At 73.8% G+C, this 24,839-nt stretch carries 22 protein-coding genes; 16 read left to right on the forward strand and 6 right to left on the reverse strand.

Annotated features, from left to right (window positions below):
* The first annotated feature begins 5 nt into the window (after positions 1-5).
* The 4 genes from STBA_RS28650 to STBA_RS38070 are packed head-to-tail and all read left to right on the forward strand — an operon-like array spanning position 6 to position 2,967.
* A complete protein-coding gene (locus STBA_RS28650; protein ID WP_077061959.1) occupies positions 6-371 on the forward strand; it encodes an Rv2175c family DNA-binding protein in 366 nt (121 codons plus the stop codon).
* A 48-nt stretch (positions 372-419) separates the two neighbouring features.
* Positions 420-1,067, forward strand: a complete 648-nt coding sequence (gene thiE / locus STBA_RS28655; RefSeq protein ID WP_077061960.1) for a thiamine phosphate synthase — start codon at positions 420-422, stop codon at positions 1,065-1,067.
* 30 nt (positions 1,068-1,097) lie between these two features.
* Positions 1,098-2,024, forward strand: coding sequence for a methylenetetrahydrofolate reductase [NAD(P)H] (gene metF / locus STBA_RS28660; protein WP_077061961.1), 927 nt, complete (start codon positions 1,098-1,100; stop codon positions 2,022-2,024).
* 28 nt (positions 2,025-2,052) lie between these two features.
* Positions 2,053-2,967, forward strand: coding sequence for a hypothetical protein (locus STBA_RS38070; RefSeq protein ID WP_077061962.1), 915 nt, complete (start codon positions 2,053-2,055; stop codon positions 2,965-2,967).
* Between the two features lie 67 nt (positions 2,968-3,034).
* Here STBA_RS38070 and STBA_RS28670 read toward each other — a convergent pair whose 3' ends face one another.
* Together STBA_RS28670 and STBA_RS28675 are read right to left on the reverse strand one after the other, a co-directional pair.
* A complete protein-coding gene (locus STBA_RS28670) occupies positions 3,035-4,441 on the reverse strand; it encodes an NAD(P)/FAD-dependent oxidoreductase (protein WP_077061963.1) in 1,407 nt (468 codons plus the stop codon).
* A 196-nt stretch (positions 4,442-4,637) separates the two neighbouring features.
* On the reverse strand, positions 4,638-5,261 hold the full coding sequence (locus STBA_RS28675; protein ID WP_077061964.1) for a TetR/AcrR family transcriptional regulator: 624 nt from the start codon (positions 5,259-5,261) through the stop codon (positions 4,638-4,640).
* 250 nt (positions 5,262-5,511) lie between these two features.
* Here STBA_RS28675 and STBA_RS28680 point away from each other — a divergent pair, with 250 nt between their 5' ends.
* The 3 genes from STBA_RS28680 to STBA_RS28690 all read left to right on the forward strand — a co-directional run bounded on the left by STBA_RS28680 (position 5,512) and on the right by STBA_RS28690 (position 7,432).
* A complete protein-coding gene (locus tag STBA_RS28680) occupies positions 5,512-5,982 on the forward strand; it encodes an SAV_6107 family HEPN domain-containing protein (RefSeq protein WP_077061965.1) in 471 nt (156 codons plus the stop codon).
* 43 nt (positions 5,983-6,025) lie between these two features.
* Positions 6,026-6,823: a methyltransferase gene (locus STBA_RS28685; protein WP_077061966.1), complete on the forward strand. Its 798-nt coding sequence runs from the start codon at positions 6,026-6,028 to the stop codon at positions 6,821-6,823.
* A gap of 204 nt (positions 6,824-7,027) precedes the next feature.
* The gene (locus STBA_RS28690) at positions 7,028-7,432 is read left to right on the forward strand and encodes a DUF3040 domain-containing protein (RefSeq protein WP_077061967.1); all 405 of its coding nucleotides are present in this window, start codon (positions 7,028-7,030) and stop codon (positions 7,430-7,432) included.
* A gap of 127 nt (positions 7,433-7,559) precedes the next feature.
* Here STBA_RS28690 and STBA_RS28695 read toward each other — a convergent pair whose 3' ends face one another.
* The 4 genes from STBA_RS28695 to STBA_RS28710 form a co-directional block, all read right to left on the reverse strand.
* A complete protein-coding gene (locus tag STBA_RS28695) occupies positions 7,560-9,926 on the reverse strand; it encodes a DUF3488 and transglutaminase-like domain-containing protein (RefSeq protein WP_077063676.1) in 2,367 nt (788 codons plus the stop codon).
* A 47-nt stretch (positions 9,927-9,973) separates the two neighbouring features.
* Entirely contained in the window at positions 9,974-11,272 is a 1,299-nt protein-coding gene (locus STBA_RS28700; protein ID WP_077061968.1) for a DUF58 domain-containing protein, read from the reverse strand.
* Complete coding sequence (locus STBA_RS28705; RefSeq protein WP_077061969.1) at positions 11,272-12,264, reverse strand: MoxR family ATPase; 993 nt, start codon at positions 12,262-12,264, stop codon at positions 11,272-11,274. Before STBA_RS28705 ends, STBA_RS28700 begins: the two co-directional genes overlap by 1 nt.
* Positions 12,265-12,394: 130 nt before the next feature.
* Complete coding sequence (locus tag STBA_RS28710; RefSeq protein WP_077061970.1) at positions 12,395-12,910, reverse strand: carbonic anhydrase; 516 nt, start codon at positions 12,908-12,910, stop codon at positions 12,395-12,397.
* A 220-nt stretch (positions 12,911-13,130) separates the two neighbouring features.
* Between STBA_RS28710 and rsmH the strand changes: the two genes are divergently transcribed.
* From rsmH to murG, 9 genes are all read left to right on the forward strand, one after another.
* Positions 13,131-14,108, forward strand: coding sequence for a 16S rRNA (cytosine(1402)-N(4))-methyltransferase RsmH (rsmH, locus tag STBA_RS28715; RefSeq protein ID WP_077061971.1), 978 nt, complete (start codon positions 13,131-13,133; stop codon positions 14,106-14,108).
* Positions 14,105-14,782: a septum formation initiator family protein gene (locus tag STBA_RS38435; RefSeq protein ID WP_077061972.1), complete on the forward strand. Its 678-nt coding sequence runs from the start codon at positions 14,105-14,107 to the stop codon at positions 14,780-14,782. Before rsmH ends, STBA_RS38435 begins: the two co-directional genes overlap by 4 nt.
* Positions 14,779-16,650: a penicillin-binding protein 2 gene (locus STBA_RS28725; protein WP_077061973.1), complete on the forward strand. Its 1,872-nt coding sequence runs from the start codon at positions 14,779-14,781 to the stop codon at positions 16,648-16,650. Before STBA_RS38435 ends, STBA_RS28725 begins: the two co-directional genes overlap by 4 nt.
* Before the next feature lie 115 nt (positions 16,651-16,765).
* The gene (locus tag STBA_RS28730) at positions 16,766-18,406 is read left to right on the forward strand and encodes a UDP-N-acetylmuramoyl-L-alanyl-D-glutamate--2,6-diaminopimelate ligase (protein WP_253195074.1); all 1,641 of its coding nucleotides are present in this window, start codon (positions 16,766-16,768) and stop codon (positions 18,404-18,406) included.
* The gene (murF, locus tag STBA_RS28735) at positions 18,403-19,839 is read left to right on the forward strand and encodes a UDP-N-acetylmuramoyl-tripeptide--D-alanyl-D-alanine ligase (RefSeq protein WP_077061974.1); all 1,437 of its coding nucleotides are present in this window, start codon (positions 18,403-18,405) and stop codon (positions 19,837-19,839) included. Before STBA_RS28730 ends, murF begins: the two co-directional genes overlap by 4 nt.
* Entirely contained in the window at positions 19,836-20,900 is a 1,065-nt protein-coding gene (mraY, locus tag STBA_RS28740; protein ID WP_077061975.1) for a phospho-N-acetylmuramoyl-pentapeptide-transferase, read from the forward strand. The genes murF and mraY overlap by 4 nt, the downstream gene beginning before the upstream one ends.
* Positions 20,897-22,321, forward strand: coding sequence for a UDP-N-acetylmuramoyl-L-alanine--D-glutamate ligase (gene murD, locus STBA_RS28745; protein WP_077061976.1), 1,425 nt, complete (start codon positions 20,897-20,899; stop codon positions 22,319-22,321). The genes mraY and murD overlap by 4 nt, the downstream gene beginning before the upstream one ends.
* A gap of 38 nt (positions 22,322-22,359) precedes the next feature.
* Complete coding sequence (gene ftsW, locus STBA_RS28750) at positions 22,360-23,736, forward strand: putative lipid II flippase FtsW (protein ID WP_077061977.1); 1,377 nt, start codon at positions 22,360-22,362, stop codon at positions 23,734-23,736.
* Between the two features lie 6 nt (positions 23,737-23,742).
* Positions 23,743-24,834 (forward strand): undecaprenyldiphospho-muramoylpentapeptide beta-N-acetylglucosaminyltransferase, encoded by a 1,092-nt coding sequence (gene murG, locus STBA_RS28755; protein ID WP_077061978.1) that lies wholly within the window; start codon positions 23,743-23,745, stop codon positions 24,832-24,834.
* Positions 24,835-24,839 lie beyond the last annotated feature (5 nt).

Raw genomic sequence — 24,839 nt, forward strand, 5'->3', positions numbered from 1 at the left:
GAGGGGTGACCGAGATTGATGCGAAGACCGACGCTCTCGTCCCCGCCTGGCTCACCCTCCCCGACATCGCAGACGAGCTGGAGGTGGAGGTGACGCGTGTCCGCCAGCTGGTCAAGGAAGGCCAGCTGATCGCGGTGCGCAGGGGGGAGGGCCGCATCCTCCAGGTGCCCGCCGCCTTCATCGGCGAGGGAAAGATCGTCCGTGGCCTGGTCGGGACCCTGACCCTGCTGCGGGACGACGGCTTCACCGACGAGGAGATGCTGGAGTGGCTGTTCACACCGGACGACAGCCTCCCCGGCACGCCCGCCCAGGCCCTGCGCGAGAATCGGGGCACGGAGGTGAAGCGCCGTGCCCAGGCGCTCGCCGTGTGAGCTGACCACCGCGTGAGACTGACCACCGTCACGACCCGAGGGGGACCCATGCGGCTCGCCGATGCCCGGCTCTATCTGTGCACCGACGCCAGGAGGCGGGAGGGCGATCTGCCGGCCTTCCTCGACGCCGTGCTGGCCGGCGGCGTCGACATCGTGCAGCTGCGGGACAAGGGCATGGAGGCGGCCGAGGAGCTGGAGCACCTGGCCGTCTTCGCCGACGCCTGCCGGCGGCACGGGAAGCTCCTCGCCGTCAACGACCGGGCCGATGTCGCGCACGCCGCCGGTTCCCACGTGCTCCACCTCGGCCAGGGCGATCTGCCCGTCGCCGCCGCCCGGGCCATCCTGGGCGGCGGCGTCGCCGTCGGCCGCTCCACCCACAGCGAGAGCCAGGTGGACGCGGCCCTGGCCGACCCCGCGGTGGACTACTTCTGCACCGGCCCGTGCTGGCCCACCCCGACCAAGCCGGGCCGGGCCGCCCCCGGCCTGCCGCTGGTGCGGTACGCCGCGTCGGTGGCCGGTGACCGTCCGTGGTTCGCCATCGGCGGCATCGACGCGGGCAATCTGGCGGAGGTCATGGCCGCGGGCGCGCGCCGCGTGGTGGTTGTCAGGGCCCTCACGCAGGCGGCCGATCCGGGCGCGGCGGCGGCGGAGCTGGCCGGCCGGCTGCGGGCGTCCGCGGGCCGGACGGACGGGTGATCCGTTCCGCGCCGTGGGTAACCTGCACTCATGGCTTCTGGGATCGCCAGCAGGATGACCGGACGGGCGCAGACCGTGCGCGAGCTGCTCGCCGCCGGTGAGCGCTCGTTCTCCTTCGAGTTCAGCCCGCCGAAGACCGAGAAGGGCGAGCGCACCCTGTGGAACGCGATCCGCAGGGTCGAGGCGGTGGCGCCCACGTTCGTCTCGGTCACCTACGGCGCGGGCGGCTCCTCCCGGGAGCGCACCGTGCGGGCCACCGAGCGGATCGCCACCGACACCACGCTGACCCCGGTCGCGCACCTCACCGCCGTCAACCACTCCGTCGCCGAGCTGCGCAACATCGTGGGCCAGTACGCGGGCGCCGGCATCCGCAACATGCTGGCGCTGCGCGGCGATCCGCCGGGCGATCCGATGGGGGAGTGGACCAGACATCCGGAAGGCGTCGGCTACGCCGCCGAGCTGGTCGCGCTCATCAAGGAGGCGGGCGACTTCTGCGTCGGGGTCGCCGCGTTCCCCGAGATGCACCCGCGGTCGGTGGACTGGGAGACCGACATCAGGCATTTCGTCAACAAGTGCCGCGCCGGAGCCGACTTCGCCATCACGCAGATGTTCTTCTACCCCGAGGATTACCTGCGGCTGCGCGACCGGGTCGCCGCCGCGGGCTGCGAGACCCCCATCATCCCGGAGATCATGCCGATCACGAACGTACGGCAGATCGAGCGGTTCACGCAGCTCAGCAATGCGGCGTTCCCACCGGAGTTGGAAAGGCGCATCCACGCGGTCAAAGACGACCCGATGGCTGTACGCTCGGTCGGGATTGACTTCGCCACGGAGCTTTGTGCGAGGCTGATGGACGAGGACATTCCCGGACTCCACTTCATCACGCTGAACACGTCGACCCACTCCACGGCGACGCTGGATGTCTACCGGAACCTGGGTCTGGACCAACGGACTTAGGGCCGGATCTGCGCAGAGAGGGGCGTACATGGGCTGGACGGTCCTCTACCTCGCCTTTGGCGTCGTGGCCCTGTGGCTGCTAGGTGAGGTTCTGCTCCAGTACAAGGCCCGGCTGCGCTGGCGGCTGGTGGCCTTCAGCGGCTTCCTCGGCGTCGTGATCGGGGTCCTGCTGCCCTCGGTGCCCGTCATCGCGCTCGGCGCGGTGGCCTTCGCGACGGGGCAGACGTTCGTCACGCTCTCCTTCCGCCGCGGCTTCTCCACCGGCTGGGCGCTCGGCGGCAAGCCGGGCACCAGCAAGCGGCGCCGGGCGGGCGGCGGCGGCTCGGTGCAGCCGATGCCGCCGGTACCGGACGCGTCGGCCGCCCCGCCCGACGAGGGGCCCGCCACCGCGGAGTTCGCCGCGGCCCGCCCCGGCGCCGAGGACTATCCGGACGCGTCGGACTACGGGGACGGCATACCTCCCGAGCCCGCGGGGCAGCCGCAGCCCGCCGCCGACTACGCGGACTCCTACGCGCCGGGCGGGTACCAGGAGCCGTACCCCGGGGCGCAGGACACCGGCGAGAGCTACACCTACGCCGGGCAGTACGCCGCCGAGCCCGCCGGCTGGGGGTCCCCGGCGGAGAGCTGGCGCGGCGGCCCGTCCTACCCCGGCACCGACCAGCAGGAGGCGCAGCCGTACGCCCAGGACTACCCGGCCCAGCAGACCGGTTACGGCGACGAGCAGGGCACGGCCGCCTGGCCGGCGGCCGGCGGCGGCGACCCGTACTACCAGGAGACGCCGCCCGGCGGGCTGTGGGTGCCGCAGCAGCGCGAGCCGTCCGTGGCCGCGCCCGAGCCCGGCTACGGCTACCCGCAGGAGCCGCAGCAGGACCCGTCCCCCGGGCGGGACGGCTACGACTCCTCGGGCCAGGGCTACTACTTCACCGACGATCAGCGTTACTGACCCCTCCACCCGGCGCGCGACGGCCGCGGAGCGGCCGAGCCGCGGCCCCAGGGCCTGGGCCTGGGATCTAGGACGAGCCGCGCCAGTCGGGGCCCTCGGTGATCAGGCCCGCGGCCAGTGCCCCCGACATTCCGGCGTTGGCCAGGCCGCCGCCCGGGTGGGCCAGCGCCCCGGCCCGGTAGGCGCCGGGCAGGCGGCCCGTGGTGGCCGCCGCCAGGTGGGCGCCGCCGCCGCCCGCGAACGCCGGGGGCGGCACCACCCCGCCCGGTACGCCGGTCTGCCGTTCGATGTCGAGCGGGGTGCGCGCCTCGTGCCACAACGCGCGCTCCCGCAGCGCGAGGCCCGCCGCGTCGGCGGCGGACAGCAGCCGTTCCGCCCACCGCGCGGCCACGGCGGGCGCGGACCAGTCGGGCCCGTCGGTGCCCGTGGGCACCCGCGCCGACAGCACGGCAGTCTCGTGCTCCGCGTCGGGGCGCAGCGCGGGGTCGTCCGGGCGCAGTACCGAGACGGTCAGGCCGTCCGCGTGGGCCAGCGTGCGGTGCGGGGTGCCCGCGGGCCGAGCGCCGCGCAGCGCCAGCAGCAGCGTGAACCGGCTGCTGCCCGAGGGCGGTGCCCCGACGCCCGCGGCGCTCCAGACGACCGAGTCGGCCGGGAGCCTGCGGCCGTCGGCCAGTTCCACGCCCGCCGCGCGGCCGTCGCGGGACAGCAGCCGGGCCGCGGCCGTACCGAACGCGAACTCCACGCCGCGGTCCAGGCACCGCCGGTGGACGGCGTCCGCGAGGGCCCGCATCCCGCCCGCCGGATACCAGGTGCCGAAGGTCTGCTCGATATAGGCCAGGACGGCCGCGCTCGGCGGCACGCGCTCCGGATCGCAGCCGTAGTCCTGCACCAGGCCGGTCAGCAGCGCGGCGAGCCGCGGGTCGCGCAACTCCTGTGCGGCCAGCGCCGCGAGCGTGGCCGGGCGGCGGCGCAGCACGCCGCGCCTCGCCGGATACGGGTCGCCCTCCCCGGTCAGCCGCGCGGACACGGGCGTCGTCAGCGGCTCCTCCATCAGGGGGCGGCGCGTCGCCTCCCACGTCTCCCGCGCCCGCCCGAGCAGCTCGGCCCAGCGCGCCCCGGCGCCGCCGCCGAACGCCGCGTCCAGGGCCTGTCTGACCCCGCCGAGGCCCGCCGGGAGCCGCACCGCGGTGCCGTCCGTGAACCGGTGCTCCACGGCCGGGTCGACCCGGGCGAGGTCCACGCACCCGGCGAGCTCCACCCGGCCGGTCTTGATGAACAAGTCCCGCCAGACGGCGGGGAAGTACAGCAGCCCGGGCCCGGTGTCGAAGGCGAACCCGTCACGTTCCGCGCGGCCGACCGCGCCGCCGTGGGTGCCGGAGCGCTCCAGCACCGTCACCCGGTGGCCCGCCCTGGCCAGCCGGGCCGCAACCGCCATGGCGCCCATGCCGGCGCCGACCACCACGATCCGGGACATGGGCCAGCACCCTACCCGGCCTGAGTACCCGGGTGAGTAGGCGCCTGAGTACGAGCGCCGATGGGAGGGGAGGTGCGGCCGCGGGAAGGTTGTTCCTGGCAGGCCCCGGGGGGACCGCACCGCCGGCACGGGGCGGCGGAGCGGGCGGGGCCCTGCCGTCCCGGGGGTGGGAGCCTCGCCGGGGGTGCGCGGGCCGCTAGGGCCTGTCGCCTCCGGCGAGACGGCCCCGCAGCAGCAGGGACAGCGAGGCGTGCACCTCGTCCAGCGGCCGGCCCGGGTGGAAGGTCTGCCAGTCCAGGGCGCCGGCCACGACCGTGCCGATGAGGGCCCCGGAGATCAGCCCGACGTCCAGACCCCCGTCGAACTCCCCGGTCTTCATGCCCCGTACGAGCACCTCCTCGACCACTTCCGCCACCTGCCCGCGCAGTTCGACGAGCGTCGCGTGCCAGGCGCGGTTGGGCCGCCACAGTTCCGCGACGAGCAGCCGCGCCAGGTCCGGGTGCGCGGCGATGAAGACCAGGCCCGCCCTGGCGACCTCGTCCAGCGCGTCGGCCGCGCCGCCGCCCCGGGCGAACGCCGCCCGCGCCGCGTGTTCCAGGGACGTGGTCAACGGGCGGACGCCGTGCCGCAGTAACTCCTCGAAAAGCTCGGTCTTGCTGCCGAAGTTGTAGTACACCGTGCCTTTTGCCACGCCGGCCCGTTCGGCGATCTGGTCCACGGTGGTGGAGGAGAAGCCCTGTTCCGCGATGAGCGCCACCGCGGCCTCGTAGAGCCGCTGCCGGGTCGCGCCGCGTCGGGTGCCCGTGCCCGTCCTAGTCATGGGGCGATTCTCTACCTCCCCCCTCGACGGCTTGCCGGAGGGATTGTCAGTGCCGTGCGTCACCATGTGCACAGGTACGCATACCGCGCAGAAGCAGCGCACGGAACGCATGGCACGCACCGAGCAAAACGTATGGATCGACGGGCCGCACCGCCGCGGCCCACGAGGCCGAGGACCACCGCACGACGCAACCGGACCCCGGCGGACCCACCGCCGACCGACGTGAGTGACGACTGACTGGAGGCTCGTCATGACCGGACTCCCGACCGATGTGCACCCCGTGCCGCGCCGGGCGCCCGCGCCGCCGGCCGCCCTCGGCCTGCTCGCGCAGGCATCGCGCGGCCTGGACGAGGCGGCGGCGCTGACGGACCCCGGCGAGTCCTACGTCGCCGCCCACCTCGCCGCCCTGCGCGCGGCGGCGGCCGTGCTCGCGGTCCGGGGCCGCCCCGAGACCACCTCGCGCGGCCGGCGCCGCATCCGCAGCGTGTGGGAGGTGCTGCCGGAGATAGCCCCCGAGCTGGCCGAGTGGAGCCTGCTCTTCGCCGCGAGCGCCGACCGGCGGGCCCGGATAGAGGCGGGGATCAGGGATGTCGCCGGCCCGGAGGACGCGGCGGACCTGCGCCGTGCCGCCGGCTTCTTCCTGCGCCTGGTGGAGGACCGTCTGCTGCGGCAGCCGGTGCTCCGGGCGGAGGGGGACCGGGGCGGACCCGCCGCGAAGTAGGGTGGTGACGCCCCCGCCACAGCGCACCGAGGAGCCATCTGCCATGCCGTCAGAGTCGAGGGCCCGGGCCGCGGCGGCCCCGTTGCCGGGACCGCACGCCGCGCTGCGGGCCGGGGTGGTGTGGGAGGTGCTGCGCGCCGCGCTGGTGCGGCGCGCGGAGGCGGCCGGGCGGCAGGCGCTCGACGTTCTCGACACCGGTGGCGGCAGCGGCAGTTTCGCGGTCCCGGTCGCGGGCCTCGGCCACCGGGTGACGGTCGTGGACCCGAGCCCGGACGCGCTGTTCGCGCTGGAGCGCCGGGCCGCGGAGGAGGGGGTGGCCGATCGGGTGACCGGCGTCCAGGGCGATACGCACGACCTCCTCGACGTCGCCGGACGCGAGCGGTACGACCTGGTGTTGTGCCACGGCGTACTGGAGCACGTGGATGATCCCGCCGCGGCGCTGCGCGCCGTGGCCGGGGCGCTGCGGCCGGCCGGCGGCACGGTGAGCCTGCTGGTGGCGGGCGCGGGTGGCGCGGTGCTGTCCCGGGCGCTGGCCGGGCGGTTCACGGAGGCCAGACAGGTGCTCGCGGACCCGGCCGGGCGCTGGGGCGAGGGTGATCCGGTGCCGCACCGGTTCACCGTCGGGCGTCTGACGGCGTTGGTGGGGGCCGCGGGCCTGGTCCCGGGGGAGGTGCAGGGCGTCGGTATCTTCGCGGATCTGGTGCCGGGCTCCCTGATGGATGCCGAGCCGGCGGCGTTGCAGGCCCTGACCAGCCTGGAGGCGGAGGCCGCCGCGCTGCCCGCGTTCCAGGCCATCGCGGGCCGGCTGCACCTGCTCGCCGGACTCCCGGGGGACCAGTAGTCCCGTTCCTCGTATCATCGGGAGGAAGCCCTCCGGCATGATCCGGGTCAGGCGAGGGAATGAGTTTTCCACCCCCGCAGGGTCCGGCGCCCGGGTGTGGTGGGCGAAATTGGCGTACAGGGGTGGGTTTCACAGGGAGACTTCCCTGCCTATCCTTGAAGAGTCGGATCGGGTCGCACCGCGACCGACGAGTAGGAGGACCCCGTGCCGCTCTCGGACCACGAGCAGCGCATGCTCGAGCAAATGGAGCGAGCGCTGTACGCCGAAGATCCCAAATTCGCGACAGCGCTTGAGGGGACCGAGCTGCGCACCTTCACGCGCAAGCGGGTCTACCAGGCCATTGCCGGCTTCCTGGTCGGTATCGGCCTGCTCATGGGGGGCATGGTCACCCAGTTCATCGCGCTGAGCGTGGTGGGCTTCCTCGTCATGCTCGGCTGCGCCGTCGTGGCGGTGACGGGCTGGCGCAGGGCACCGGCACAGGGCCAGGGGCAGCAGCGGAGTGCGGGTTCTTCCCGCGGCCGCCAGCCCCGCGCCCAGAAGCAGCGCCGCTCCATGATGAACCGCATCGAGGACCGCTGGCAGCGGCGCCGCGACGAGCGGGACGACTAAGGCGACTAAGGCTTCGGACGTTTTTCCGAGACATTCGAGAATCGGCTTACCGCCACGAGGGCCCCCGGAATCACCGGGGGCCCTCGCCGTTCCCGCGGCCGGCTCGGGCCGCCGTGTACTCCTACCGTCACGTACGGCGGGTGGCCAGCCGGGCCAGCCGCGCCCGCAGCCGCTGCCCGGCCGCGGTCCTGCGCTCGGCCGCCAGGTGCATCACCCGCATGGCGGAACGCGGCAGCAGCAGCGCCCGCAGCCGCGCCCAGCGCCCCGACCCGGCGCGCAGCGCTCCGGCCGCCGCCTGCACGTCGTGGGCCAGGCTCCGCCGCGGCAGCGACGTGCGCGGCGCGTACAGCTCCTCCTCGACGGCCGAGGCCACCCGGCGCACGGCCGCGGCCGACTCGTCCGCCAGCTCGGCCACCCGCACGACCCGTTCCGCCGCCTGCCGCGGCGTCTCCCAGGGCTGCGGCTCTATCCCGTAGTCCCAGGCCGTGTCGTTCAGCTCGCGCCAGGCGGCGAGCGTCCCGGCCTCCGCCGTCAGCCGCCGGGACCTGGCCCGCGAGCGCCACAGCAGCGGCCCCGCGAGCGCCAGCGCCACCAGCAGCCCGCCGCCGGTCCACAGCAGCGGCCAGACGGGGAATCCGGCCTCGTCCTCGTCGCTCTCCGGCAGCCGCGGCGGCTCCCCGCAGCCCTCCTCGCCCGGCGTGCAGGTCTCCGGCGCCTCGGAGGGCGTGTTCGGCTCCGGCTGTGTCGGCGTGGGCTCCGACGCCTCCGGCCGTTCGGTCGGGTCCGGCTCGGGGCGCTCCAGCTCCGGCCTGGTGTACTCCGGCGCGTTGCCCTGCCCCGGGGTCGGCTCGAAGCGGACCCAGCCCACGCCCTCGAAGTACAGCTCGGGCCAGGCGTGGGCGTTGTGGGTGCCGACCTGGAAGGAGCCGTCGGCCTGCCGGGTGCCCGGCGTGAAGCCGACAACGACCTGCGCGGGGATGTCGAGCGTGCGGGCCATCGTCGCCATGGTGAAGGCGAAGTGGACGCAGAATCCTTCACGCCGGGACAGGAAGTTGACGATGGCGTCGGCGTCGCTGCCCGCGTCGACCGAGGTGTCGTAGCGGAAGCCGCCCTCCTGCGTGAACCAGTTCTGCAGCGCGACGGCCCGCTCGTAGTCGTTGCCCGCCTCCCGTGTCACCTCGGCCGCCGTGGACCCGACCGCAGGGGGGAGGTCCTCCGGGAGCCGGGTGAAGTACGTGGCCCAGTCCTGCGGGGGCGCCGGGGCGTTCGCCAGCTGCTCCGCCGTCGGCTCCACCAGCAGGTGTCCCACGTCGTACGTCGCGCCCCTGGTGGTCAGGTCGTTGTCGTCCGAGGCCAGCGTCTGCGAGCCGCGGTCGAACAGCCAGCCCTGCCCGGTCTCGATCCACTGCGCCGGATACGGAACGGGCAGCGAGGACTGCGCGTACGAGTCCGACGCCTCGATGGTGGTGACCACTTCCGTCCTCGGCACGTCCGGCGCCAGCCCCGGCACCGGCCACGGCGTCTCGGGCAGCCGGTTCTCGATCCAGCCAGCGGAAGTCCACTCCTCGCCGTCGAACGTGTCCAGCGCGACCAGCCGCAGGTACATGTCCGAGGCGGCGGGGCTGTTCGTGACGTAGGTGAGGACCTCCTGGTTCTGCGGCCGGTTCAGCTGGTCCTGGAGGGAGACCACCGGGTTGACCGCGGTGAGCTGCCCGCGGCCGCCGCCGCCGGAGCCGCCGCTCCCGTCCAGGTCGAGGAGGCCCTCGCCGAGCGAGGGCAGCAGTGCGGGCGCCAGCACCGCGATGCCCAGCGTCAGCGCACCGATGCGGCGCCCCGCCCGCGCCCGCGGTCCGGCGGCCAGCGCCCGGTCGTGCGGCGTCATCGCCCGGCCGTGCCCGGGGCCGGACAGGAAGCGGCCCCAGCGGCCCAGCCGTTCGCGCCCCTCCGCGAGCAGCAGCACCAGATAGCCGGCCGCGGCCGCGAGGAAGTACGGCCAGCCGCCGTCCTCCTGGGCGACCCCAGCGGCCACCGAGTACAGGGCGAGCAGCGGGAGTCCGGCTGCGGCGGCGCTGCGCATCGGTACGGCCAGCAGGTCCACGAGCAGCCCGATGAGCAGGACACCGCCGAAGATCATCAGGCGGATTCCGTCGGTCGCAGGCGCCGGTGCCACGTAACGGCCGATGTCGTCGGCGCCGGCCGTGAGCAGCCGCCCGAACTCGTCGAACGCCGTCGGCCCCGGCAGCAGCCCGCCGACCGCGTGATCCCGCGCGCTGACGATCGTCAGCATCACCAGCGAGGCCAGCACCTGAACGGCGAAGACCCCGGCGACGGGCATGCCACGGCCGCGCAGCAGGGCCCCGATGCCGGTCTGCACGGCCAGCAGGACCGCCACCTGCACCAGCCAGTCCGTCCCGTCGATCAGCGGCAGCAGCGCGCCGGCCGCGGCCAGCGTCGCCAGCCACGCGGCGACCGCCATCCGTATGGTGCCGTCCATCCGGCCGTTCATCCGCCCGTCCACCTCATCCGGCTCAATCCGGTCGTTCAGTACGGCCCTCGGCCCGCGGCCGACAGCTCCAGGGCGGCCTGCTGCCACAGCCGGCCCAGCGGCACCCCCGGAGGGTGCGCCAGCGCGGTCCAGCCCGCACCCAGGAGGCCGCGCAGCCGGTCCGCCTCGAAGGCCGGGTCCAACTGGCCGGCCGCGACGAAGGCCACCGCGGCGTTCGCGCGCTGCCGCAGCGCGCCGAGCGCCGCCGCCTCCCGCCGGCCCACCGTGCCGGTGAACGCGATCAGCAGCCCGCCCTCCCCGCCCCGCACCGCGCTCGCGGCGTCCGTGAAGTCCTGGCCGGGCGAGTGGTCGACCACCGCGAGCGCGTCCATGATCAGTCCGGTCGTCTCCGCCGCGTCGGCGCCCTGACCACCGGGCCCCGGCAGCAGCAGCCCGGTGTCCGTCACCAGCCGCACCTCGTAGCCCTGGCCCGCCAGGTGCGACACCACCGAGGCCGCGCCCGAGACCGCGCGTTCGAACGGGGAATCCGGGCCGCCGCCGACATACCCGCCGCGCCTGGTGTCCAGCAGCACGGTGCAGCGCGCCCGCAGCGGCTGCTCCTCGCGCCGCACCATCAGCGCGCCGCGGTGCGCGGTCGACCGCCAGTGCACGCGCCGCAGATCGTCGCCGTGCCGGTAGTCGCGGGGAATGATGTCGTCGTCGCCCGCCACCGCGATCGTGCGCTGCGAACCCTCGCCGTGCCCCTTGCTGTCACCACCCAGACGTATCGGCGGCAGCGCCTCGATCCGCGGCAGGACCGTCATCACGTCGTACGCGTTGAACGACCGGCTCAGCTCCACCATCCCGAACGGGTCCGCCAGCCGCAGCTGGAGCGGCCCCAGCGGATAGCTCCCGCGCTGGTCGGAACGCACCCGGTAGGTGACCTCCCGGCGCCCGCCCGGCTCGATGCGGTCCAGCACGAACCGCGGCCGCGGGCCCAGCACGTACGGCACCCGGTCCTGGAGGAGCAGCAGCCCGCTGGGGATGCGCGCCACATTCTCCACGCGCAGGTGGACCCGCGCCTCGGACCCGGCCGGCACCCGGGCCGGCGTCAGCCGCCGCGCCGCGGCGACCCGGCTGCGGGTGCGGTGCAGCACCAGCACGCACAGCACCGGCAGCGCGGCCAGCAGCATGCCCACCCGCAGCAGGTCGGGCTGTCCGAGCACGTAGGCGCACACCGCGGCGGCGGCGCCCGCGGCCAGGAACGACCGGCCCCGGGTGGTCAGCCCGCTGAACGCCGCCCGCAGCGGGCCGCGGTCGTCCTCGCCGCCCGGCGTGGGACCGGCCGCCGCCATCAAGCGCCCCGCAGACGCTGCGCCGCGTACGGGTCGGGCACCGACGTGCGGCGCAGGATCTCGGCGACGAACTGCTCGGTGGTGTGCCGGTTCAGCTGGGCCTGCGCGCTGGGCAGCAGCCGGTGGGCGAGGACGGGCACCGCGAGCTGCTGGATGTCGTCCGGCAGCACGAAGCCGCGCCCGGCCAGCGCCGCGGCGGCCTTCGCCGCGCGCACCAGGTGCAGCGTGGCGCGCGGCGAGGCCCCGAGCCGCAGCTCCGGGTGGGTGCGCGTGGCGGCGGTCACGTCCACGGCGTAGCGCCGCACCGAGTCCGACACGTGGATCTCGCGCACCGCCTCGATCAGCTTGACGATGTCGTGCGCGTGGGCCGCGGGCTGGAGCGACTCCAGCGGCGAGAAGCCGCCGTGCGCCTGGAGCATCCGCAGCTCCGCGTCGGGGCTCGGGTACCCGACGGACACCCGCGCCATGAACCGGTCCCGCTGTGCCTCCGGCAACGGGTAGGTCCCCTCCATCTCCACCGGGTTCTGCGTGGCGATCACCATGAACGGGTTGGGCAGCTCGTACGTGCGGCCATCGGCCGAAACCTGCCGCTCCTCCATGGCCTCGAGCAGCGCCGACTGCGTCTTGGGCGAGGCGCGGTTGATCTCGTCGCCGATGACGATCTGGGCGAACACCGCGCCCGGCTTGAACTCGAACTCCTTGCGCTCCTGGTCGTAAATGCTGATCCCGGTGATGTCGGAAGGCAGCAGATCCGGCGTGAACTGGATGCGCTGCACCGAGCAGTCGACGGACCTCGCCAGGGCCTTCGCCAGCATCGTCTTTCCCACGCCGGGAACGTCCTCGAGCAGCAGGTGCCCCCCGGCCAGCAGAACTGTCAGCGAGAGCCGCACGACCTCCGGCTTGCCCTCGATCACGCTCTCCACCGCGCGGCGCACCTGCTCCGCGGTGGCGCTCAGATCGGTGAGCTTGGACTGCTCCTCATAGGTCGTCACCCGGCCCTCCTCGGCCCCTCATCCCATGCCCGGTCCGACGTGTGGCACGGGCTGCACAGATAACCGGGACACCGAATCCGCCCCGGACGGTTGCTCCCCCCGAGCATTCTTCACACCCGGGGGACGCACGTCACGGGGCCGGGGAGTCCGCCAGGTGGATCTCACGGAGCAGACCGGTCGTTACATCGAACACAAAGCCGCGTACGTCCTCAGTGTGCGGGAGGAAAGGCGAGGTGCGCACGCGGGCCATGGACTGCCGCACATCCTGGTCCAGATCCGTGAACGACTCGACCGCCCAGTTCGGTTTCTGGCCGACTTCGAGTTCCAGCTCGTGCCGGAAGTTCTCGGTGAGACCGAGCAGCCCGCAGCCCGTGTGGTGTATCAGGACGACCGTCCTCGTGCCAAGCTGGCGCTGACTGATCGTCAGGGAGCGGATGACGTCGTCGGTCACCACGCCTCCCGCATTGCGTATGGTGTGGCAGTCGCCCAGGGAGAGTCCGAGGGCCGCGTGCAGGTCGAGCCTCGCGTCCATGCACGCCACCACGGCAACCTTGCGTACCGGCCTGGCGTCCATTCCCGGGTCGGTGAATCCGCCGGCGTAGCGCTTGTTGGCCTCGATGAGCTGGTCAGTGACCGCGTCCGTCATATCTGCGACGTTAATACGACCCCTGTGCGCCCGTCTCGCCGAGTTGGGTGATGCGGGTCACAGCAAAGCGGCGGGCTGCCGCGTTAGCCCGAAACGCCGCACCCGACGAACCTCAGTGATTGACCGCGGAAACAGGTGGGCTAGTGTGACGCGCACTGGGAGGCGTGCACCAGGCCGCCGTCTTCGCCCGTCACCTGTCTCACCTCCCCCCGGAAGGCACATGACGACCAGCAACGACCGGCCGCCGGAAGTCCGGCACCGCCCCGTGATGCTCCAGCGCTGCCTGGACGTGCTGGGCCCGGCGCTGCGCGGGCCGGAGCCGGTCGTGGTCGACTGCACCCTCGGCCTCGGCGGGCACGGCGAGGCGCTGCTCGCCGCCTTCCCCTCGGCCCGCCTGATCGGGCTCGACCGCGACCCGGAGGCGCTGCGGCTGGCGGGGGAGCGCCTGGCCCCGCACGGCGACCGGGCCACGCTGGTGCACGCGGTCTACGACGAACTCCCGTCCGTGCTCACGGACCTCGGTCTCACCCGCGTGGCCGCCGTGCTGTTCGACCTGGGCGTCTCCTCGATGCAGCTGGACGAGTCCGGCCGCGGATTTGCCTATGCCAGGGACGCCCCCCTCGATATGCGGATGGACCAGACCACCGGGCCGAGCGCCGCCGACGTCCTCAACACCTACGCGCCGGGCGAGCTGGTCCGGGTGCTGCGGACCTATGGAGAGGAACGGTTCGCCCGCCGCATCGTCGCAGCGGTCGTCGCCGAACGTGCCCGGCAGCCCATCACCTCCAGCGCCCGCCTGGTCGCCCTGATCCGCGAAGCCCTGCCGCAGGCGGCCATGCGGACCGGCGGCAACCCTGCCAAGCGCACGTTCCAGGCCCTGCGCATCGAGGTCAACGGCGAACTCGCCGTCCTCGGGCGTGCCCTGCCCGCCGCCGTCGCCGCCCTTGCGGTCGGCGGGCGCATCGCCGTCCTCTCCTACCACTCCCTGGAGGACCGGCTCGTCAAGCGCACCCTGGCCGAGGGCGCGGCGAACACCGCGCCGCCCGGCCTGCCGGTCGTGCCCGAGGAGTACCAGCCGCGCCTGCGGCTGCTGACCCGCGGCGCGGAAGTGCCGGACGAGCAGGAGGTCGCCGACAACAAGCGCGCCGCCCCCGCCCGGCTGCGCGCGGCGGAGCGCATCCGGGAGGCCGTCACATGAGCCGCTCGCAGCGTCCCCCCGCGGCCGGCGCGCCCGGCCGCCTGGCCCGGCTGACCGGCCTGGGCCCCGCCCGCGGCTCCTCGGCCGCCCGCACCCCGTTCGTGCTGCTGGTCGTCGTGCTCCTCGGCGCCGGGATGCTCGGCCTGCTGTTCCTCAACGCCTCACTGAACCAGGGCTCCTTCGAGCTGAGTGAGCTGCGCCGCGAGCAGAAGGAGCTGACCGACCAGCAACAGCAGCTCCAGGCCGAGGTCGACGGCTACTCCGCCCCCGACGCGCTCGCGGAACGCGCCCGCGAACTCGGCCTCGTGCCCGGCGGCCCGCCCGCGTTCATCGACCCCGACGGCTCGGTGCTCGGCGACGCCGAGCCCGCGCCCGCGCCCAGCCCCGAGGCCGAGGAGACCGAGGACGGGGGCACCGAGATCCCCGAGGGGCCCGTCGCCCCCCAGTCGGGCCCCGCGGACGGCCCCGCGCCCACGCCGGAGCCTGCGCTCACGCCGGAGGAGCCCGGCGCTCCCTCCGGCACGGGCGCCCCCCAGGCGCCGGGCGCGTACGTCGCCCCCGAGCCGGGGCACGCGCCGGAGCCCACGCCCGCGCCCACCGCTCCGGCGGACGGCACCGACGAGCCCGTGACGCCGCCCGCGCCGCCCGCGCCTGGCCCAGGGGAGATCCCATGAGCAGCCAGAAGCCCCCGAGCCCCCGGCGCCCCAAGCCCGACGGCGGCCCGCTGCGCCTGGGCAGCCCCCGGCCCCGCCTGCGTCTGGTCGGCCTCGCCCTGACTCTGGTCATGCTGGCCTTCGGTATCCGCCTGCTCCAGGTCCAGGCCGTCGGCGCCGACTCGTACACCGAGCAGGCGGCCCTCAACCGTTACGTCACCGTCGAACTGTCTGCCGAGCGCGGCGACATCACCGACCGCAACGGCCAGGCGCTCGCCACCACCGTCGACGCCTACGACATCACCGCCGACCCCCTCCTCTTCAGCGAGGCGGAGTCCGGTATCCCCGACGCCCCCGAACGGGCCGCCGCCCTTCTCGCACCCATCCTCGGCCGCGACGAGGCGGAGCTGGCCGCGCTCCTGGACGACCCCGAGTCCCGTTACGCCCTGCTCGCCCGCCAGCAGACCCCGCAGACCTGGCGGCAGATCCAGGACGTCCGCGCCAACCTGGCCGAGCAGGCCGCCAAGGGCACGGGGCAGCAGGTGCTCTCCGGTGTCTTCGCCGTGGAGAACCCCAAGCGCAGCTACCCCAACGACGAGCTGGCCGCCTCCGTCCTCGGCTTCGTCAACGCCGAGGGGCAGGGCGGCGGCGGCCTTGAGGCGCAGCTTGAGGAGCAACTGCGCGGCGAGGACGGCGAGATCAGGTACGCCCAGTCCGGCGGGCGGCGCGTGCCGACGGCGGGCGAGGAGGAGCAGCCGGCCGTCCCCGGCCTCGACATCGAGCTGACCCTGGACCGCGACGTGCAGTGGGCCGCCCAGAACGCCATCGCCGAGCAGGTCGAGGCGTCCGAGGCCGACAGCGGCTACGTCGTCGTGCAGGACACCGTCACCGGCGAGATCCTGGCCCTGGCGAGCGCCCCCGGCTACGACCCCAACGACATCGCCTCCGCCGACGCCTCCGGCCTCGGCAACCCGGCGCTCGAAGACGCCTACGAGCTGGGCTCCACCAGCAAGGTCATCACCATGGCCGCCGTCCTGGAGGAGCAGGCCGCCACCACGGGCACCCACGTGACCGTGCCCAACCGGCTGCCGCGCGCCGACCGCAGCTTCGCCGACCACGTGAACCACGAGACGCTGTACCTGACCCTCGCGGGCGTCCTGGCCCACTCCAGCAACATCGGCACCATCCTCGCCGCCGAGGAGCTGGGCGACACCCAGGCCGAGGCCAACGAGATCCTGCACTCCTACCTCGGTGCCTTCGGCTTCGGCCGGCCCACCGGGCTCGGCTTCCCCGGCGAGACCGCCGGTATCCTGGCCGACCCGGAGGACTGGAACTCCAGCCAGCAGTACACGATCCCCTTCGGCCAGGGCCTGTCCGTCAACGCCGTCCAGGCCGCCTCCGTCTACTCCACCATCGCGAACGGCGGGGAACGCGTCACCCCCAGCCTGGTCCGCGGCGCCACCGGGGCCGACGGCCAGTACGAGCCGGCGCCCGCGCCGGAGCGCGAACGGGTGGTGAGCGAGGAGACGGCCGAGGACGTCACCCGCATGCTGGAGACCGTCGTCGTCGACGAGGAGGGCACCGGCAGCGCCGCCCGTATCCCCGGCTACCGCGTCGCGGGCAAGACCGGGACCTCCAACCGGGTGGACCCGGAGACCGGCGTCTACGACGGCTACACCTCGTCCTTCGCCGGCTTCGCCCCCGCCGACGAGCCCCGCCTCACCGTGTACTGCGCCGTCCAGAACCCCACCGAGGGCGCCTATACCGGCAGCGAGGTCTGCGGGCCGGTGTTCAACGAGGTCATGCGCTTCTCGCTGGCCGCCCTGGAGATCCCCCCGACGGGCGAGGAGTTCGCCGGGCTCCCGGTCACGTTCGACCCCGACGCATGACGGTCCCGACGCACCCCGACGCACGAGGAAAGCGGAGCATCAGCACGTGAGAACCATCACCGACGGGTCGGCCTCGTTTCGCTCCACCCCCGCCGCGCCCGGTACGCTCACCGCCGTGCCACACGCTGATCACTCCCGCCCGGCGCCCCGCCCGCGGCACGTGAGCCCCGTGCCCCTGGCGACGCTGGCCGAGCTGCTCGGCACCGCGGTCCCCGAGGGCGAACACCCGGTCACCGGCATCACCCACGACTCGCGCGCCGTCCAGCCGGGCGACATCTACGCGGCCCTGCCGGGAGCCAGGTTCCACGGCGCCGACTTCGCCGTCCAGGCGGCCGGTCTCGGCGCCGTCGCCGTCCTCACCGACCCCTCGGGCACCGAACGCGCCGCCGCCACGGGGCTGCCCGTGCTGACGGTGCCAGACGTCCGCGCCCGCATGGGCGCGGCGGCCGTCGCGATCTACGGCGACCCCGGCCGCGACCTGCTCCAGATCGGCGTCACCGGCACCTCGGGCAAGACGACCACCGCCTACCTCATCGAGGGCGGCCTGCGCCACGCCGCCAAGGACGGCGAGGAGACCGGGCTGATCGGCACGGTCGAGACCCGCATCGCCGGGGAGCGCATCAAGTCCGAACGCACCACCCCGGAGGCCACCGAGCTCCAGGCCCTCTTCGCGGTCATGCGCGAACGCGGGGTGCGGTCCGTCGCCATGGAGGTCTCCAGCCACGCCCTGGCCCTCGGCCGGGTCGACGGCTGCGTGTTCGACGTGGCGGTCTTCACCAACCTGAGCCCGGAACACCTCGACTTCCACCCGGACATGGAGGACTACTTCCGGACGAAGGCGCAGCTGTTCACGCCGGCGCGGGCCGGGGCGGGCGTGGTCAACATCGACGACGAGTACGGCAGGCGGCTGGCCGCCGAGGCCGGCGTCCCCGTCACCACCTTCTCCGCGGAGGGCCATCCGGACGCCGACTGGCGCGCCGCGGACGTCGAGATCGGGCCGCTCGGCTCCACCTTCACCGCACTCGGCCCCGGCGGCACCCGCTTCCGCGCCGCGGCCCCCCTGCCGGGGCCGTTCAACGTGTCCAACGCGCTGGCCGCGATCACCGCCCTGGCCGTGGCGGGCCTCGACCCGCGGACCGCCGCGGAGGGCATCGCCGCCGTGCCCGGCGTCCCCGGCCGCCTGGAGCGCGTCGACGCGGGCCAGCCCTACCTCGCCGTCGTCGACTACGCACACAAGCCCGACGCCGTCGAATCCGTGCTGTACGCCCTGCGCAAGGTCACCAGGGGCCGCGTGCACGCCGTGCTCGGCTGCGGCGGCGACCGGGACCCGCACAAGCGGCCGCGCATGGGCGCCGCCCTGGCCCGGCTCGCGGACACCGCGGTGCTCACCTCCGACAACCCGCGTTCGGAGGACCCCCTGGCCATCCTGGCCGCCATGCTCGCCGGCGCGGCCGAGGTGCCCGCGCACGAACGCGGCACCGTGCTCGTCGAGGAGGACAGGGCCGCCGCCATCGCCGCCGCGGTGGCCCGCGCCGAGGCGGGCGACACCGTCCTCGTGGCCGGCAAGGGCCACGAGCTGGGTCAGGACATCGCCGGAGTCATCCGGCCCTTCGACGACAGGGACGAGCTGCGCGCGGCCATCGGGCGCTGCCCGTTCTCCCCGACGGCAGCGCATGCCCCCACCGCTAACTGCGCTGTGTCCCCCACTGCCCCACCCGATCAAGACCCCGACGCCAGGCGAGGCCCGTTGCAGTGATCCCCCTTTCCGTTGCTGAGCTCATCACGGTCGTGCGGGGAGAGCCGCACGACATACCGGAGTCGCCACCCCGCATCACCGGGCCCGTGGTCATCGACTCCAGGCTGGCAGAGCCCGGCTCCCTCTTCGCCGCACTGCCCGGTGCACGCGTCGACGGACACGACTACGCCGCCACGGCCGTCGCCGCGGGCGCCGCCGTCGTGCTGGCGACGCGCCCGGTGGGCGCCCCCGCGGTCGTCGTCGACGACGTGACCGCCGCCCTCGGCGCGCTCGCGCGGCACACCGTGCGCAGTCTCGGCGCCACGGTCGTGGCGCTCACCGGCTCGGCCGGCAAGACGAGCACCAAGGACCTCATCGCCCAGCTGCTCCAGCGGGCCGGACCCACCGTCTGGCCCGCTGGCTCGTTCAACAACGAGATCGGCCTGCCGCTGACGGCGCTGCGCGCCGCGGAGGACACCCGCTACCTGGTCCTCGAAATGGGCGCGCGGGGCATCGGCCACATCCGCTACCTGACCTCGCTGACGCCGCCGCGCATCGGCGCCGTGCTGAACGTCGGCACCGCGCACATCGGCGAGTTCGGCGACAGGGAGACCATCGCGGAGGCCAAGGGCGAGCTGGTCGAGGCCCTGCCGCCGGCCGACGAGGGCGGCGTGGCGGTGCTGAACGCCGACGACCCGCTGGTGCGCGCCATGGCGGCCCGCACCCGCGCCCGCGTCGTCCTCTTCGGCGAGTCCGAGGAGGCCGCGGTCCGCGCGGAGCGGATTCGGCTGACGCCCGAAGGACGGCCCGCGTTCAGTCTGAGCACCCCCACCGGGTGCGCCGACGTGACCATGCGGCTGTACGGTGAGCACCACGTGTCGAACGCGCTTGCCGCTGCGGCTGTTGCGCATGAGGTAGGCATGTCCGCGGAGGCGATCGCCGAAACACTGACCGCCGCGGACCCGCTCTCGAAGTGGCGGATGGAGGTCACCGAGCGAGCGGACGGCGTGACCATCGTCAACGACGCCTACAACGCCAACCCGGATTCCATGAGGGCCGCCCTGCGGGCACTCGCCGCCATGGGCGAGTCCACCAGGGCGAAGGGGGGGCGCACGTGGGCGGTGCTCGGTCAGATGGCGGAGCTGGGTGACGATGCGTTCGCCGAACACGACGCGGTCGGGCGGCTCGCCGTCCGGCTCAACGTCAGCAGGCTCGTGTCCGTGGGCGGCCAGGAGGCCGCCTGGCTGGACATGGGCGCCAAGAACGAGGGTTCGTGGGGTGAGGAGTCGGTGCACGTGTCCGACGCTGGGGCAGCGGTACGGCTGCTGCGCGATGAGCTGCGGCCGGGAGACGTCGTGCTGGTCAAGGCGTCCAGGTCGGTCGGCCTGGAGGACGTGGCCCTCCGATTGACGGGCGACGCCGACGGCGCCGATGGCGAGGTCGCCGCCCGATGAGGCAGATCCTCTTCTCCGGTGCGATCGGACTCTTCCTGACCCTGGTCGGCACCCCCCTCCTGATCAAGTTGCTGGCCCGCAAGGGATACGGCCAGTACATCCGCGACGACGGTCCCCGCGACCATGCCAGCAAGCGGGGCACGCCCACGATGGGCGGCATCGCGTTCATCCTGGCGACGCTCATCGCCTATGCGGTCACCAAGATCGTGACCAGCGAACAGCCCAGCATTTCGGGCCTGCTGGTGCTTTTCCTGATGGCCGGCATGGGCCTGGTCGGCTTCCTGGACGACTACATCAAGATCGTGCGGCGCCGCAGCCTCGGTCTGCGCGCCGGCGCCAAGATGCTCGGCCAGTTCATCGTCGGCGTCACGTTCGCGATCCTCTCGCTCAACTTCGCGGACGCCCGCGAACTGACGCCCGCCTCGACGCACCTGTCGTTCACCCAGGACTTCAGCTGGTCCATCGGGCCCGTGCTGTTCGTACTGTGGGCGCTGTTCATGATCCTGGCGATGTCCAACGGCGTGAACCTGACTGACGGTCTGGACGGCCTGGCCACCGGCGCCTCCGTCATGGTCTTCGGCGCCTACGTCTTCATCGGCGTGTGGCAGTACGGCCAGACCTGCGCCGACGAACTCACCGCGGGCGCGTCCTGCTACGAGGTGCGCGATCCGCTCGACGGGGCGGTGGTGGCCGCCGCGCTGATGGGCGCCCTCTTCGGCTTCCTGTGGTGGAACACCTCGCCGGCCAAGATCTTCATGGGCGACACCGGCTCGCTCGCCCTCGGCGGCGCGCTGGCCGGCCTGGCCATCGTCTCGCGCACCGAACTGCTCATGGCGGTCCTCGGCGGCCTGTTCGTCCTGATCACCATGTCCGTGGTCATCCAGGTCGGCTCGTTCCGCCTCACCGGACGGCGCGTGTTCAAAATGGCGCCGCTCCAGCACCACTTCGAGCTGAAGGGGTGGAGCGAAGTCCTGGTCGTGGTCAGATTCTGGATCATCCAGGGCATGTGCGTGATCGTCGGTATCGGCATCTTCTACGGCACCTGGGTGGCGGACTGGTGAGCACCTTCGCGGGGCAGCACGTGACCGTGGCGGGCCTGGGCGTGAGCGGCATCAGCACCGCGCGCGCCCTGGCCCGGCTCGGCGCCCACGTCACCGTCGTCGACGGCGGCTCGGGGGAGCGGCAGCAGGCGCACGCCGCCGAGCTGGCCGGGGACGGCGTCGACGTCAGACTCGGCGACGGAACGATCCTCCCTGCCCGCACCGAACTCGTCGTCACCTCGCCCGGCTGGCGGCCGGACCACCCGCTGTTCGCCGCCGCCGACGCGGCGGGCGTCGAGGTCGTGGGCGACGTCGAGGTCGCGTGGCGGCTGCGCGGTGCCGCCGGGCCGCCCTGGCTGGCCGTCACCGGCACCAACGGGAAGACCACCACCGTGCGCATGCTCGCCGCCATCCTCTCGGCGGCGGGCCTGCGCACCGCGGCGGTCGGCAATATCGGCACCCCGCTGATCGACGAGGTTTCGGCCGAGCCGCCCCACGACGTGCTCGCCGTCGAGCTGTCCAGCTACCAGCTGCACTGGGCGCCCTCGCTGCGCCCGCATTCGGCGGCGGTGCTGAACCTGGCGCCCGACCACCTGGACTGGCACGGGTCGATGGAGTCCTACGCCGCCGACAAGGGCCGGATCTACCAGGGCAACGAGGTCGCCTGCGTCTACAACGTGGCCGATCCCGCGACCGAGACGCTGGTCCGCAAGGCCGACGTGACGGAGGGCTGCCGGGCGGTCGGCTTCACGCTCGGCCCGCCCGCGGTCTCCCAACTCGGCGTCGTGGACGGCATCCTGGTCGACCGGGCCTTCGTGGAGAACCGGCAGACCCAGGCGCAGGAGCTGGCCGGGGTCGCGGACGTCGACCCGCCCGCCCCGCACAACATCGCCAACGCGCTGGCCGCCGCCGCCCTGGCCCGCGCCTACGGCGTCGCTGCGCACGCGGTGCGCGACGGGCTGCGGAACTTCCGTCCCGATGCGCACCGCATCCAGCACGCGGGCGACGTGGCGGGCGTGCGGTACGTGGACGACTCCAAGGCGACGAACACCCACGCCGCCGAGGCGTCCCTCGCCGCTTACCCGTCCGTGGTGTGGATCGCGGGCGGCCTCGCGAAGGGCGCCACGTTCGACGACCTGGTGCGCGGCGCCGCGCCGCGGCTGCGCGGGGCCGTTCTCATCGGCGCCGACCGGCAGCTCATCGCCGAGGCACTGGCGCGACACGCCCCGGATGTGCCGGTGGTCGACCTCGCCCGGACGGACACTGGGGCGATGGCGGAGGCCGTCCGCGAGGCGGCCCGGCTGGCCCGGGCGGGGGACACCGTCCTGATGGCGCCGGCGTGCGCCTCGATGGATATGTTCACCAACTACAACGAGCGCGGTGACGCGTTCGCCGCCGCCGTTCGCGACCTGGCCGACGGCCGGGCAGGAAACGAGCAGTAGCCCGCGGACCGCAGGCGCGGGACGAAGGAGGGGCCAGGATGAGGGCTGACCACCGCGCGCCGCGACAGCCTTCGCCCGCGGGCCGGGCGCGCGAAACCCCGCGTGCCCGGCCCGCGCGCCCGCGCGTACCCCGCGGGCGCCCGGCGCCGCGCGCCACGGCTCCGCGCCCGCGCACGCGCAGGCCCCGCGCGCCGCGGTTCGTCGTCCGTCTGCGCCGTGCGTGGGACCGGCCGCTGACGGCCTACTACATCGTCATGGGCACCGGCCTGCTGATCACGCTCCTCGGGCTCGTGATGGTCTTCTCCGCCTCCCAGATCCAGGCGCTGCGCTACGACCTGCCCGCCACGTTCTACTTCAGGAAGCAGCTGCTCGCGGCGGTGCTCGGCACCGTGCTGCTGTTCCTCGCCTCCCGGGTCTCCGTCCGCTTCCTGCGCGCGCTCACGTACCCGTTCCTCGTCTGCTCCGCGGTCCTGCTCGTCGCCGTCCAGGTGCCGGGCATCGGCGTCGAGGTCAACGGCAGCACCAACTGGATCGCGGTCGGGGGATCGTTCCAGCTCCAGCCGAGCGAGTTCGCGAAGCTGGCGCTGGTGCTGTGGGGCGCCGACCTGCTCGCGCGCAAGGGCGACAAGCGGCTGCTGACGCAGTGGCGGCACCTCCTGGTCCCGCTGGTCCCCGGGGCGCTCCTGGTGTGCGGCCTGGTGATGGTCGGCGGTGACATGGGCACCGTGATGATCCTGGCGGCCATCCTCTTCGCGCTGCTGTGGCTGGCCGGGGCGCCCACCCGGCTCTTCGCCGGGGTGCTGGTCACCTCGGCGGCGCTCGGCGCGCTGTTCATCGCGACCGCCCCGCACCGCATGGACCGGCTGGCCTGCATGGGCGCCACCGATCCGGGCGAGGGCGACCGCTGCTGGCAGGCGGTGCACGGGATTTACGCCCTTGCCTCGGGCGGGTGGTTCGGCTCGGGACTGGGGGCAAGCGTCGAAAAATGGGGTGAACTCCCGGAGCCCCACACGGACTTCATCTTCGCCATCACGGGCGAGGAGCTTGGTCTTGCGGGGACGCTGTCGGTCCTCGCCCTCTTCGCGGCTCTAGGCTATGCGGGTATCCGCGTGGCCGGACGCACGGAGGACCCCTTCGTGAGGTATGCCGCGGGAGGGGTAACGGCCTGGCTCATGGTCCAGACCGTCATCAACATCGGTGCGGTGCTGGGCCTGCTGCCCATCGCCGGGGTGCCCCTGCCGCTGTTCTCCTACGGAGGCTCCGCCCTGCTGCCCACCATGTTTGCCATCGGGCTGCTGATCGCCTTCGCGCGCAGCGATCCGGCGGCCAGGGCCGCCCTGGCCATGCGGGGACCTGGGCTCAAGTGGAAGACGATGAGACGGCGCGGCAAGTCGGCGCCGTCCGGAGAGCGGTGAAATTCGGTGCATGTTGTCCTCGCCGGCGGGGGGACCGCCGGCCACATCGAGCCCGCGCTCGCCCTCGCGGACGCGCTGCGCAGGCAGGACCCGACCGTGGGCATCACGGCCCTCGGCACGGAACGTGGCCTGGAAACCCGACTGGTGCCCGAGCGCGGTTACGACCTCGGGCTGATTCCGGCGGTGCCGCTGCCGCGCAAGCCGACGCCGGAGCTGATCACGGTGCCGGGCCGGCTGCGCGGCACCATCAAGGCCACCGAGGAGATCATCGAGCGCACCAAGGCGGACTGCGTGATCGGCTTCGGCGGCTACGTCGCGCTCCCCGGCTACCTCGCCGCGAAGCGCCAGCGGGTGCCGATCGTGGTGCACGAGGCCAACGCCCGCCCGGGGCTCGCCAATCGGATCGGCGCCCGTTACACACGCTTCGTCGCCGTCTCCACGCCGGACAGCAAACTGCGCCACGCCAGGTACCTGGGTATCCCGCTGCGCCGGGCCATCGCGACCCTGGACCGGGCCGCGCGGCGCCAGGAGGCCCGCGCGTTCTTCGGGCTCGACGCCAATCTGCCGACCCTGCTGGTCTCCGGCGGCTCGCAGGGCGCGCGGCGGCTGAACGAGGTCATCGCCGCCGTCGTCCCGCAGCTCCAGCGCTCCGGGGTCCAGGTGCTGCACGCGGTCGGCCCCAAGAACGAACTGCCGCAGGTCGACACGATGCCCGGTATGCCGCCTTACATCCCGCTATCGTATGTGGATCGAATGGACCTCGCGTACGCGGCCGCGGACATGATGCTCTGCCGCGCGGGCGCGATGACCGTCGCCGAACTGTCCGCCGTCGGGCTGCCCGCCGCCTACGTTCCGCTGCCGATCGGCAACGGCGAACAGCGGCTGAACGCCCAGCCGCTGGTCAAGGCCGGCGGCGGACTGCTGATCGACGACGCCGAGCTGACGCCGGAGTGGGTCAGGAGCGCCGTGCTGCCGGTGCTGACCGACCCCGGCCGGCTGCTGGCGATGTCCCGCGCCGCCGCCGAGTTCGGCCGCAGGGACGCCGACGAGCTGCTGGTCGGCATGGTGCACGAGGCGATCGCTGCGCGCAGGGCGTAGCGCGA

This window comes from Streptomyces sp. MP131-18 (genome assembly GCF_001984575.1).
Lineage (GTDB): Bacteria > Actinomycetota > Actinomycetes > Streptomycetales > Streptomycetaceae > Streptomyces > Streptomyces johnsoniae.

What these genes read in the sequence shown, in the direction of transcription:
- STBA_RS28700 (WP_077061968.1), bottom strand. Translation starts at nt 11,272, where the DNA reads ATGGCGGCGGCCGGTCCCACGCCGGGCGGCGAGGACGACCGCGGCCCG.
- rsmH (WP_077061971.1), top strand. Translation starts at nt 13,131, where the DNA reads ATGACGACCAGCAACGACCGGCCGCCGGAAGTCCGGCACCGCCCCGTG.
- STBA_RS28725 (WP_077061973.1), top strand. Translation starts at nt 14,779, where the DNA reads ATGAGCAGCCAGAAGCCCCCGAGCCCCCGGCGCCCCAAGCCCGACGGC.
- mraY (WP_077061975.1), top strand. Translation starts at nt 19,836, where the DNA reads ATGAGGCAGATCCTCTTCTCCGGTGCGATCGGACTCTTCCTGACCCTG.
- STBA_RS28695 (WP_077063676.1), bottom strand. Translation starts at nt 9,926, where the DNA reads ATGGACGGCACCATACGGATGGCGGTCGCCGCGTGGCTGGCGACGCTG.
- ftsW (WP_077061977.1), top strand. Translation starts at nt 22,360, where the DNA reads ATGAGGGCTGACCACCGCGCGCCGCGACAGCCTTCGCCCGCGGGCCGG.
- metF (WP_077061961.1), top strand. Translation starts at nt 1,098, where the DNA reads ATGGCTTCTGGGATCGCCAGCAGGATGACCGGACGGGCGCAGACCGTG.
- STBA_RS28675 (WP_077061964.1), bottom strand. Translation starts at nt 5,261, where the DNA reads ATGACTAGGACGGGCACGGGCACCCGACGCGGCGCGACCCGGCAGCGG.
- STBA_RS28670 (WP_077061963.1), bottom strand. Translation starts at nt 4,441, where the DNA reads ATGTCCCGGATCGTGGTGGTCGGCGCCGGCATGGGCGCCATGGCGGTT.
- STBA_RS28685 (WP_077061966.1), top strand. Translation starts at nt 6,026, where the DNA reads ATGCCGTCAGAGTCGAGGGCCCGGGCCGCGGCGGCCCCGTTGCCGGGA.
- STBA_RS28680 (WP_077061965.1), top strand. Translation starts at nt 5,512, where the DNA reads ATGACCGGACTCCCGACCGATGTGCACCCCGTGCCGCGCCGGGCGCCC.
- STBA_RS38070 (WP_077061962.1), top strand. Translation starts at nt 2,053, where the DNA reads ATGGGCTGGACGGTCCTCTACCTCGCCTTTGGCGTCGTGGCCCTGTGG.
- thiE (WP_077061960.1), top strand. Translation starts at nt 420, where the DNA reads ATGCGGCTCGCCGATGCCCGGCTCTATCTGTGCACCGACGCCAGGAGG.
- STBA_RS28710 (WP_077061970.1), bottom strand. Translation starts at nt 12,910, where the DNA reads ATGACGGACGCGGTCACTGACCAGCTCATCGAGGCCAACAAGCGCTAC.
- STBA_RS38435 (WP_077061972.1), top strand. Translation starts at nt 14,105, where the DNA reads ATGAGCCGCTCGCAGCGTCCCCCCGCGGCCGGCGCGCCCGGCCGCCTG.